General features: G+C 33.6%; 10 protein-coding genes. 3 read left to right on the top strand and 7 right to left on the bottom strand.

Features of this window, described 5'->3' with window-relative positions; translation table 11 throughout:
* Window positions 1-4 precede the first annotated feature (4 nt).
* Window positions 5-5,356 (top strand): DEAD/DEAH box helicase, encoded by a 5,352-nt coding sequence (locus H7355_RS10790; protein WP_186647368.1) that lies wholly within the window; start codon window positions 5-7, stop codon window positions 5,354-5,356.
* Window positions 5,357-5,360: 4 nt separating this feature from the next.
* Window positions 5,361-5,840 carry a GNAT family N-acetyltransferase gene (locus H7355_RS10785; protein ID WP_186647366.1) on the top strand — a complete coding sequence of 160 codons (480 nt, stop codon included), beginning with the start codon at window positions 5,361-5,363 and terminating at the stop codon, window positions 5,838-5,840.
* A gap of 17 nt (window positions 5,841-5,857) precedes the next feature.
* On the opposite strand, the gene H7355_RS10780 is transcribed toward H7355_RS10785, so the two are convergent.
* Both H7355_RS10780 and H7355_RS10775 read right to left on the bottom strand, forming a co-directional pair.
* Entirely contained in the window at window positions 5,858-6,400 is a 543-nt protein-coding gene (locus tag H7355_RS10780; protein ID WP_186647364.1) for a GNAT family N-acetyltransferase, read from the bottom strand.
* 82 nt (window positions 6,401-6,482) lie between these two features.
* The gene (locus H7355_RS10775; protein ID WP_186647362.1) at window positions 6,483-7,250 is read right to left on the bottom strand and encodes a substrate-binding periplasmic protein; all 768 of its coding nucleotides are present in this window, start codon (window positions 7,248-7,250) and stop codon (window positions 6,483-6,485) included.
* A 218-nt stretch (window positions 7,251-7,468) separates the two neighbouring features.
* Here H7355_RS10775 and H7355_RS10770 point away from each other — a divergent pair, with 218 nt between their 5' ends.
* Window positions 7,469-8,716: a catalase gene (locus H7355_RS10770; RefSeq protein ID WP_186647360.1), complete on the top strand. Its 1,248-nt coding sequence runs from the start codon at window positions 7,469-7,471 to the stop codon at window positions 8,714-8,716.
* 52 nt (window positions 8,717-8,768) lie between these two features.
* Here H7355_RS10770 and H7355_RS10765 read toward each other — a convergent pair whose 3' ends face one another.
* From H7355_RS10765 to H7355_RS10745, 5 genes are all read right to left on the bottom strand, one after another.
* Window positions 8,769-9,491 carry an SDR family NAD(P)-dependent oxidoreductase gene (locus tag H7355_RS10765; RefSeq protein WP_186647358.1) on the bottom strand — a complete coding sequence of 241 codons (723 nt, stop codon included), beginning with the start codon at window positions 9,489-9,491 and terminating at the stop codon, window positions 8,769-8,771.
* A gap of 69 nt (window positions 9,492-9,560) precedes the next feature.
* Entirely contained in the window at window positions 9,561-9,914 is a 354-nt protein-coding gene (locus H7355_RS10760) for a lipocalin-like domain-containing protein (RefSeq protein WP_130610581.1), read from the bottom strand.
* Window positions 9,907-10,425 (bottom strand): hypothetical protein, encoded by a 519-nt coding sequence (locus tag H7355_RS10755; RefSeq protein ID WP_186647356.1) that lies wholly within the window; start codon window positions 10,423-10,425, stop codon window positions 9,907-9,909. The genes H7355_RS10760 and H7355_RS10755 overlap by 8 nt, the downstream gene beginning before the upstream one ends.
* Window positions 10,426-10,435: 10 nt before the next feature.
* Window positions 10,436-11,185: an SDR family NAD(P)-dependent oxidoreductase gene (locus H7355_RS10750; RefSeq protein WP_186647354.1), complete on the bottom strand. Its 750-nt coding sequence runs from the start codon at window positions 11,183-11,185 to the stop codon at window positions 10,436-10,438.
* An 11-nt stretch (window positions 11,186-11,196) separates the two neighbouring features.
* On the bottom strand, window positions 11,197-11,829 hold the full coding sequence (locus tag H7355_RS10745; RefSeq protein WP_186647352.1) for a helix-turn-helix domain-containing protein: 633 nt from the start codon (window positions 11,827-11,829) through the stop codon (window positions 11,197-11,199).
* Between the last annotated feature and the right edge of the window lie 119 nt (window positions 11,830-11,948).

Raw genomic sequence — 11,948 nt, 5'->3', positions numbered from 1 at the left:
TATTATGTCATTTTTTGATGTTTTTTCATTACGTGATAAAGTTATCAGTGATTATAAAAAATTAGTTACAAGTTTTTTCGGCATTAAAAATAAACAGATGGATTTATTTGTACAAGAAGAACTGCAAAAAGGTGCATTTTGGCCATCTCCTTTGGTGCAATTGAATCCAGGCTTTAAAAGAAAAGCCAATATCACTGAGCTTGTTCAGCAAAATAAATTGCACCCAATCTGTGAAAAAATATTTTTAGCCAATAAACAAAAAGATAATTTAAATTTAGTAAACTGTAAACCTTTGGATTTATATACGCATCAAGTAGAGGCTTTAGAGTGTGCATTAAAAAATGAAAATTATGTTGTTACAACAGGTACGGGGTCGGGAAAAAGTTTAACTTTTATTATTCCAATCGTAAATGATATTTTAAAAAGAAAAAAAACAAATATGGGTATACAAGCTATTATTGTTTACCCGATGAATGCGCTCGCCAACAGTCAACAAGAAGAATTATTAAAATATATTAACTACGGTTTTGCAAAAGAAGATGTGCCCATTCAAATCGCTCGTTACACTGGACAGGATAAAGAAGAAGAAAGAGAGAAATTAAGAAGGGAGCCACCGCATATATTAATTACAAATTATATGATGCTTGAACTTATGTTAACAAGGCTAGAAGATCAAAAAATATTTGATCTAACTCATGATCTTCATTATTTGGTTTTTGATGAATTGCACACATACCGAGGACGGCAAGGCAGTGATGTTGCTTTGCTCATCCGCCGACTCAAAGAACGGAGTGGATCTAAAAATATTATTTGTGTAGGAACTTCTGCTACTATCGCAGCTGAAGACAGTAGCGATCCTAAAAAAGAAGTGGCAGAATGTGCATCCAAAATTTTTGGAGTCAATATATTACCGAAGAATGTGATCGGAGAAACATTAGAGAGACATACAGAAGAATTGCAGTTTAGCAGTGATTCAGAAAAATTAAGCTTACAAAAAAGTACAAAAAAATGGTCAAAAAATTTAGACAGTCATACCTTAGAATCCCTTAAATCAGACCCCTTATGTTCTTGGCTTGAGTCGAAACTGGGAGTTCAATATGACGAAAAATCTAAGCAATTAATTCGTTCTAAACCGAGACCTTTAGATGGAAAAAATGGTATTTCTTTGGAATTAAAAGAACTTTGTTCTTTAACAGAAGAGACATGTGTAAAAGCTTTAAAAAATATTTTAAGAGCTGTTTCTTTAACGGGGGAAAACAATCGTGCTTTATTTCCATTTAAATTGCATCAATTTATCACGCGTGGTGGCAATCTTTACACCAGTTTAGATAGATCTTATTTTAGTTTAGAAATAACTAGATATGCTCCGCTTGATCCAAATGAAAATGGAAATAAAAAAAATAAAATATTATTTCCTGTTGCATTTTGTCGGCAATGCGGTGCAGACTATTTTTCGGTCAAACGCTTTGCAAATTCATTGCATAAAACTACACCTCACTTAGAGCCCCGTCACGATCTCTCCGACGAAAGTGATAAAAATGGCGAATCAGGTTTTGTTTATATGCATACAGACAAAAATATTTCAACGAATGATTTTAAGAATTTTATCTATGAAAACTTACCCGATGCCTGGTGGGAAGAAAATAGCAAAGGCGAAATAAAATTAGGAACATCGCACAAAGAGCATGTGCCCAAGATAATTTATTTAAGTGATGAAGGTGATATTTATGAAAATAAGCAAGACAATTCTCATATAGCAGCTTATTTTTCTCGACCTTTCCGCTATTGTTTAGAATGCGATTTTTTCACGGACAATGCGCGTGGGAAGGACTTTTGGCGTCTTGCTACTTTAGGAACAGAAGGGCGTAGCACCTCGACCACTGTCCTTGCTTTATCTGTGATCAATTCTTTGCGTGCGAGTGAAGGAATTGATGACAAAGCAAAAAAACTTATGAGTTTCACAGACAATCGCCAAGATGCTTCTTTGCAATCGGGCCATTTCAACGACTTTATTGATACTGTGCAGATCCGCCGCGCTTTGTGGCAAGCGCTGAAAGTGGCTCCTCCTTCGGGAATTCAATTCGATCATTTAGCAGAAGCACTCTTCAATGCATTTGAAATGTCTTCACTAGAACCGCAGGACTACATGCGAGAAAACTCGCAGAATCCAAGTTTTGCTCAGAGAAGAAAAGCAAAAGATGCTTTGAAAGAATTACTTGTCTATAGAGCTTTGCTAGACTTAAGTGCAGAAGATTGGCGAATCACTTTGCCAAGTCTAGACCGCACAGACATGTTGAGAATCACATTCCCTCTATTAGAAGCGTGCTTTAGAGAAAAAGCTGAGCTTGAGAGTGTAAAAAATTCAACTCTGGAAGTGACACGGAATTATTTTGAAGAAGTTTTACTGTTAGTAAAAAAAGAAGAAGATCGAATTTGGGGACAAAATATATTTATCTCATTGAATGAGAAAGTATTGTATGAATTTTTAGAAGATCTCGCGACAAGACTCAGGAAAAATTTATGTATTGAAAGTAAATTTTTGGAAGATGAGTCATTAATTCATATTGAGCGTAGGATAGAAGAAGAATTATCAGAACTTTGGCAAATAGAACGTAAAAAGAATGTTGATCATTGTAAATACGCTTGGCCTGGCCCCTTGAGTGAAGAGTCTTCGTCACGTATTTCCCTTTCTGCCTATTCAGTTTTTGGCAGAAAAATTCGGACTGAATTGATAAAAATATATCCAGATGAAAAGGTTACAAGAAATAAAGTTCAAGCTTTTATTCCTTATTTATTTGGCTGCTTGATAGCTTGTGGAATTGCGCTACCACCGCATAGAAAGCCGGGAGTTCCATTGGGAGTTCGCCTTAAATTATCCGATATATGTTGGAAAAAAGGAGAAATCACACCTAAAAAAGAAAATGAAATATCCCTTGCTTTTTTTGTTAACTTATATCAAGAGCCTATTGTGCTGACAAAATATTTAAGAGCTGCAGAGCACACGGCGCAGGTTCCCGATTCAGATCGTGAAGAACGCGAAGCTCTATTTAGAAATGGTGATTTACAACTGCTTTGTTGTTCTCCTACAATGGAATTAGGCGTAGATATTAGCTCATTAAATGTGGTTAATATGCGTAATGTACCACCCACTCCTGCGAATTATGCACAGAGAAGTGGGCGCGCTGGAAGAGGAGGACAAGCCGCTTTTGTGTATACCTATTGTTCTTCAGGTAACAGTCATGATCAATATTTTTTTAGAAATGCACAAGACATGGTTGCCGGCAGTGTAAAGCCTCCCCCCCTTGATTTAAGCAACGAAGATCTTATTCGTTCTCACGTACATGCTATCTGGCTTGCTTCCGCTGGTGTCCGTTTAGGTTCGAAAATGACTGATGTGATCGATCTCAATGATGAAAAACCAGATAATACATTTATCAAGGAAGATAAAGTAACTAAATTAAAAGATATCAATACAAATAATATTGCCTTGCTAGCAGCACGTAAAGTTTTAGATGCTATTCCTGAATTGCAAGAAGCTGAGTGGTACAGGAAAAATCCTAAATGGCTTGATGAGACAATTAAAAATGCTTATATGCAATTTGACTTAGCCTTTGATCGCTGGCGTTTATTATTTAAGTCTGCTTTAAATCAAAGAGATAAAGCGCAAAAAATAAGCAACTCAAATGCTGCTAGTAAAGAAGATAGAATACGGGCAGATCGAGAAATAGAAGAGGCAAAAGCACAAATTGAATATTTAAGAGGCGATGACCGAGAAAAAACATCAGCCGATTTTTATCCTTATCGTTACTTAGCGAGTGAAGGTTTTCTCCCTGGTTATAATTTTCCGCGCTTGCCTTTATCTGCATTTATTCCTGGTTTAAAAGGTTTTGCTTATTTTAAAAGTAGATACAATCAAGAAAAGCCAGAATATCTTGCTAGGCCAAGGTTTATTGCGCTGTCTGAGTTTGGTCCGCAGTCGTTGATTTATCACAACGGTTCTCGTTATAAAATAAGCAAAGTGATCCTTCCACAACGTAATGTAGATGGCAATATTTTAACGCAGAAATCCTTATGCTGTAACAATTGTGGTTATTTGCATATAATTTCACATGAAAAAACTTATGATATCTGTGAAAATTGTTATTCAAACTCTTTGGAATCCATCGATCATTGTTTTCAAATGCAAAATGTTTCTACCCACAAAGTGGATCGGATTTCAGCCGATGAGGAAGAGCGCACACGCTATGGTTATAAAGTACGTTCTCTATTCCGATTTGCTGAGAGAGGGCATGAAAAAATTGTAGAAAAAATGAATATTTTAAGTGAAGAAAAAGAAATCCTTTTTTCGTGTCATTATGGGCCAGGCGCAACGCTTTGGCGCATGAATGAGGGTTGGTTGAAAAAGCGGAGTGATGAAGACTCACTCAGAGGATTTTTATTAGATAAAAATACTGGGCGCTGGGAAAGAGCGCCTGGAGAAGGCAGTGAAAGTGATTTTGAAACTAAAGAACTCATCGTTCCTTATGTCGAAGATAGAAAAAATGCACTTTATCTCGATAATTTCCCAGATAATTCGAAAGAATTTATAGCATCATTTCAAGCAGCACTCAAATCCTCTATCCAAATTGTCGCTCAATTAGCTGAAAGTGAATTATCTGCGGAGACTTTACCGAATCAAATTGCGCCCCATGGAATTCTCTTCTATGAAGCTGCAGAAGGTGGTGCAGGAGCGTTACGTAAAATTTCTTTAGATGAAAGACGCATGCAGCAGGTTGCTAAAGAGGCATTAAAACTGTGTCATTATGATCCTGATACAGGTGAAGATATATTGGATCCTACGGACAGTAGATATTGTATTTCTGCTTGCTATAAATGTCTTATGGGCTACTCCAATCAACAAGATCACGCGATACTCAATCGAAAATTAATTCGCAGTTATTTATTTGATCTAACAAAGTCACATAAAGAAACATTGACTGTCGCAGGAGAAGATTCAAAAACTCAGCTCGATAAACTATTAAAAGCCTGTGAAAGTGAACTTGAAAAGAAATTTGTACAATGGCTTTATGATAATAGCTTTAATTTACCAAATAAAGCGCAAAAATTTATTCCAGAAATAAATGCCAGACCTGATTTTATCTATACATACAATGGGCAAAATAATGTATTTGTTTTTGTGGATGGTCCACATCATGATTCCTTAATGGAACAGAAAAAAGATAAATTAATAGACGAAGCGTGTATGGATATTGGGGTGACTTCTTTGCGCTTTCATCATGCAGCACCATGGGAAAGTATAGTTTTGGAAATGCCTGATATTTTTGGAAGAGGTACACTAAAAAATATGGAGGCATAATTTTATGCAAGAGAATAATAAAAAGAGCGAAAAGCTTGAATATTTAATTAGACCTTTAGAAAAAAAAGATTTACCAGCAGTGGCTTTCCTTTGCGAAGCACTGGGTTTTGCAGGGTCTGCAATTGAATTAGAAAAAAGATTTCAGGATTTAATTTTATTTTCGCATCATCAAGTGCGCGTTGCTCAGAGCAATTGTGATGGACATATAATTGGTTTTATCCATTTTTTCGAAGCGCCTTCACTTTTGAGTTGTAAAACCTTAGAAATAGGAGCTCTGGTTGTGGAAAGCAATTGGAGAAAGCAGGGTGTGGGCAAAGGACTTATGCTTACAGCAGAACAATGGGCAAGATCCAAGGGCTGTCAATCTGTGCTCTTAGCAACTCAGACCAAACGTGCAGATGCTCATCAATTTTATGCAAAATTAGGTTATGAAAAAGAACTAGAAGCCTATTTTTTGCGGAAGAACTTCAAGAAAATATTTTAACTTTATGAAATGTATTTTTATAATTTATTATCTGCGCAATGAATGTTCTCAATCTCAACCTTCCAAACAAAAGAGAGTTCTGCATATTCTTTGTTACCGAGCATGATTTTCTTTTTCTCGTTGGTAAAAGTGCATTTATTTTTTGTATAGAAATCAATGGCTTTTTTGTTGTTTTCAAGCACCCATAACTTAGCGTGGGTGAAATTATTTTCCTTTAAATATATATTCATATTTTTCCATAAGGATTGACCAATACCGTGTCCGTATGAGTTGGCTCGCACATATATTGCAAAAATTTCTCCAAAACTGGGATCGTCTCGGTGAGCTCCTGCGCTGGCAAAGCCGAGAATTTTGTTTTTATCATTGCAGGCTAGAAGGTTATATCCGCTTTTTTCATTGCTTAAAACCTTTTGCCACGTAGAGATTTTATCTTGTAATTTTAAATTATTTAAATACTCTTGATCAATAATATTCTGATAAGCATCTTTCCACGCTTGGATATGCATTGAACTGAGTTCATTAATATCTTCTAGCAAAACTTTTCGAAGAGAAAAATTCATAAGCAATCCTATGCTAAAAATGAGTTCATTCTTTTTAGCATTTTAAGTAAAATAAAGTCAATAATTTTTTATTCATAATAAATTATTTAAACCAAGGTTTAATAGAATATTTTTTCAAAATATTCTTCATTTCTCCGTTTTTAATCATTTCATTCACTCGCGAATTTAAAACTTTTACTCGTTCAACTGAATCTGGTTTAGTAGGTGAAAATGCAATAAATATTTTACCAACTTCGATACATTTTAATTTGACTATTTCATTCATCTCTGGATGCTTTTTTAAAATAAAGTCGATGACGTTTGAGTCTTCCACTATGATATCAAGGCGCTTTAGCATCAGTTTTGCAAGCATTCTTTCTTGAATATTATCACCAAAGTGTTCTGCAATTTTATTTTTATTGTTAATATTTTTCTTAATATAATCATTTAATTCTTTATAATAGGAATAATCTTTAATCACTCCTAATGTTACATTGTTAAGAGCATCTAAACCAGTAAATTTAAATTTCGATTTTTTCAGTGCATAAAAGCAATTGTCGCTGAGACCAAGTGAGGTGCTAAAAAGTAGATCTGGAGCATCTTCTTTTGCAGCTCCAACAATAACATCGTTGTCACCTTTGCGGGTTTCAATAATAGCTCTAGCCCAATTCATAATTTCGTAATTGATCTTATCTTTACCAAAAGTATTTTGTAAAATCTCTATAAGATAACCTGGCTTTGTATCTTTGGGATTGCAATTGTATGGGCACCAATAGTCTCCTCGTACATATAAATTGTTACTGTGTGCGTATGAACTTATACTGATTAAAATTAATAGTAAAAAAATACATTTAATGAAAAATTTGTCCATAAAAATCCTTTCACTTTGTAATATGAAAATTTTAGCTAATTTTAGCACAATAATATATTAGATTAAAAATTTGTGTAATTACAAAAAGATTTATTCTGTTTAAAATATTTTGAAATATAATTTATGAATTATTAAATATAAAAACTTGAAAAATATTCAATTTTAACGTATAGATAAATCATAGTTTCTAACTTTTAAAACGATAGAAGTAAAAATTTATGAAAATAAACATTTTTAATTATGCGATAAGTATAGTCTTAGGCTCTTTTTCTTTTGCACACATCAATTTTGCAATTGCAAGTGAAAATCCTATAAAAAAGCAGGATGAACTGATATCAGCCTCTGAATCTCCATTAGATAGAAATCTTTCTTTGCCAAATATTGAAGACTTAGAATATTTACAGAGTGATGAGAATTTAGAAAAGATCGTCGCGCAGATGTTTCAATCCATCGTAAAAAAAGGACAGGTCTCGCGCCCAGGTGAGGCAAGAGCAGCTAAACGAGGTGCGCATGCAAAACATCATGGCTGTGCTGTGGGTAAATTTATTATCGAAAAAGGCTTGCCAAAAGTTTTTAGAAAGGGAGTTTTTGCTCGTGAGATAGAATACAAAGCCTTTGTACGTTTTTCGAATGGAACATCTGAGATAAAATCCGATCTTATTCCCGACTCACATGGAATGGCAATAAAACTGCTTGGAATAAATGCTCAACTTTTAGATGATTATGAAGCAAATGGTGAAAAAAATACACAAGATTTTATTATGATCGACACCCCTATTTTCTTTTTACGCAAAGCAGAGGATTATATTTCTGTGATGACAGCATCTGCAAAGGGGCCTGATGGGTTAAAAGAGTGGATGAAGTCTCACCCCTATGAAGCGGTTATACTGACCCAGTCATTAAAAGAAATGAAAATCAGTCCTTTGGGTTCCCAGTTTTGGAGTCAGACCCCTTATAAACTCGGTGCAAATAATGCGATGAAGTTTACCGCAAAGCCTTGTGCAAAGCAAAACTTTTCGGACTTACCTGTTAAAAATGCGGTTAATGATAATTATTTAAAAGAGGGCTTGGCTCAGTATTTAGCAAAAGAAAACGCTTGTTATGAATTTTTTGTCATTCCACAGCGGGATAAAAAAACCATGCCAATCGAGGATTCAACTATAGAATGGCCAACACAATGGAATGGACAAAAAAATATTTTTAAACTAGCAACATTGTTGTTACCTAAAGGTCAAGTGTCGAATAGTGATTTGAGTATGCAATACTGTGAAGATATGTCATTTACTCCATGGCATGGCACAGAAGATTTGAAACCCTTGGGGGAAGTTAATCTTGTACGTAAGTATGTTTATTCAGAACTTTCAAAATTTAGATTGCATTTAAATAACTTAATACAGCTATTACCAAGTGAAGAATTATGGCAGAAATTAATGGGTCAAAGGAAAAATACGGTTGAAAAAGAGTGAGATAAAGATTGTCTTTTCAGGCGGACCGGGGGTTGGGAAAATTAAAGACAATCTAAATAACTTTCGCAGCAAATCCACCATCCACATTCAGAATGGATCCAGTCATATAGGAGGAGGCATTGGATATAAGAAACTGCAGTGCGCCTAAAATTTCATTCGGAGTGCCAGGTCGTTTAATAATGCTATTATGAAACATGATTTCTTTATTTGCTTTTTCATAATTCTCAGCGTTGCGTTCCACAGCGATATAGCCTGGCGATATGCCATTGACACGAATACCAAGTTTACCAAACTCGAGCGCTTGAAAGCGAGTTAAGTGTTCCGCAGCCGCTTTCGAGATGGAATACATTCCGTAGTTCTCTTTTGTTAAATATGCCATTCCTGAAATGATATTTACAATACAAGAACCGTTTTGCATTTTATTAACTAGCATGTTGGACAATTTAAGAATGCTATTGACATTGGTCTGCATTGTTTCGTTAAAAGAGCTGTCTGTAATTTCCTGCAAAGGGGATTTGGGCACAATGCCTGCGCAGTTTATAAGCACATCAACTTTGTCGGTGTGAAATAGTTTTGGATTTTTAATATCCATTATTTCAAAGCGAAATTTAGTATTAAACTTAATTAATTCTTTTTCTAAAGAACATGCTTTCATTTCATCTTTGGCAATAAGAATAAGTTCGCACTTATTTTCCGCAAGAAAAAGGGCGAAGCGTTTGCCGATACCCGAAGTTGCTCCCGACAAAACTATTTTTTTACCACTGATATTAAACATATTTAAACCTTGCTAGTGTGATAATATATATTTAATAGAAAATAGAGGTTGCTATTCTACAATTAAATTTTATTCCGACTTTTCCCAAATTAAGTTTGAAACTTTCCCAGGGCAAAACTCTTCAGCAGTAATGAAGAGTGTTTTTTTATCATCACTTAATTTTATATTTCTGTGTAAATTATTATTTAGCTTTTTCCTATCAGTTGCGTTTTCAACTTTATGAATAACGGTGTTTTCGTTTATTTCATACCTTCCAGAATAAAATTCCGAATCATTTTTGCCACATAGGCTCGCACTCATAAAGCCATTTCTTGTGTAAATTAACAAACCTTTCGCGTTTTCATCCCAATTATTTACGCTTCCCGTTTCATTTTCAAAAGTAAACTTTTTGAGTATCCATGTACCGATTATATTTTCATTCATTTTTAGTATCCTTCGATTCAGAATGTTCAATGAGAAGATATTTTTTTACTAAATTTTCAGAAAAAATGCAAAGATTATGAAAAAATTCATGTTCTTTAATTAAAAAATCTTCCTCATCAAAGTTTTTATATCCAGTGCATGCACTGATAGAGAATTTAAAATCTTTATTTCGAAAGATTTTCAAAATGCCTTTTGTATCTTCAAAATTTTTTCTTTCATTTAGAATTTTCCTTTCAATCTGCGTAATATAATTGTATTTTGAGAGGAAAATGTAATTATTTCTTGTACTATCAAAAGCTTTAAATATTGGACAATATTTATTGATTTCATTCTTCCTGATACTGTTAATCCACTCATTATTTTGCATAATTATTTTTGACTTTTTGTCTTTATAATATGTAAAACCGATAGAACAATATGATAAATTTTTTGACTTAAATTTATTATCATGAAGAAAATTGGAAAGTTCAGCTTGAGCATTTTTTTCTTCTAAAATTCCATATTTGAACATAATAAGTCCTTTAATTTATTGTATATCCTCCATCCACAGCAATACTTTGACCTGTGATAAATGACGAGTCCTCTCCCGCTAGAAACATAATCACTTTTGAAATCTCAGTTGTGGAAGCGATTCTACCTAAAGGATGTCGTTTTGCAAATTTTGACTGCTGCTCTGAATCCGCTATTCTATCAAGCATATCGGTTCCAGTTGCTCCTGGGCAAACAGCATTTATCCTAATTCCATGCGGAGCTACCTCTAGAGCTAAACTTTTTGTTAGTCCTAAAACGGCATGCTTACTTGCGACATAATGGCAGCCGTTTGGGAAACCAACGAGTCCACTTATAGATGATATGTTTATAATATTACCAGAGTGTTGTTTTTTCATTTGGATAATTTCATGCTTTAAACAATTAAATGTTCCAACAATATTTGTTGATACGACTTCTTCAAAGTTTTTAAGACTCATAGTTTCAATATCAGTCCATATCCCCTCAATACCAGCATTATTTATAGCGATATCAAGTTTTTTATGGTTAGATATTATTAAATTTATTATATGACTTATACTTTCTTCATTTTTAATATCGCCTTCATAAAATTTATTTTTATTGTTAAAAGATTTTAATTGTCCTTCAACTGACATACCTTCTTGTGATCTCCTACCAATTATATTTACGATTGCTCCCTGTTCAGCAAAATCCAATGCAGCTTTTTTTCCTATTCCTGAAGTTCCACCTGTAATCATTACAACTTTATCATTAAAATTCATATTTTAATCCCTTAATAATCGCAGTATCTAACAAAAATTACTGGAGCAGAAAAATCTAATTCACTCGCTATAATTATTGGGTCTTCAACAAGATCTATTGGATTGAGAACAGATAGAATATATTTATTTTTTTCTGTTAAACCAATTCTACGGAGGAGAATATCTTTTTTGCCTTTAATTTTAATTATACAATCTTTTCCAACTGTTTTAGTTATGTCAGATGCAAATCGCTTTTTCCCTATTACGATACTATCATTTTGGAATTTAGGTGTCATTGAATCGTTATTTACTCTAAAAGAAATATAATCAGGATTTAGATTGAGCAAAAATTTTATTTCTCTTTCCATTTGAAAGGGCTCATCCATTAAAAAATTGAATTCTTCACTATTTATTTTATTTGCAGTTACACTTGAAGTGGGAGATATTCCAGTACCCTTAACTAACCATTCTTTGGTAACAAGGACTCCCTCATTTCGATATATATTTAAAAGAAAATCAATATTTGTATTGTTAATGTTATTTTTTCCATATTCCCAAGCTTTCAAAGTCTCCTGTGAGAGTTGATATTTCCTTTCTACATCTGCTCTAGATAGTTTGAGAAGATTACGTAATAATGTAATTCGATCATTTATTTTATTCGCCATATTTTTTCTCAATCTTATAATAAAAACGATTTTTTTATAACATAAAAAAGAGATTTAGTATATTTAATATATTGTAAATATACTAATCATATTCATATTGTGAGCAATACCTAAATATT

The organism is Fluviispira vulneris (assembly GCF_014281055.1).
GTDB lineage: Bacteria > Bdellovibrionota_B > Oligoflexia > Silvanigrellales > Silvanigrellaceae > Silvanigrella > Silvanigrella vulneris.
The sequence above is the reverse complement of the archived record's forward strand: the minus strand, read 5'-3'. Positions and strand labels throughout refer to the sequence as shown.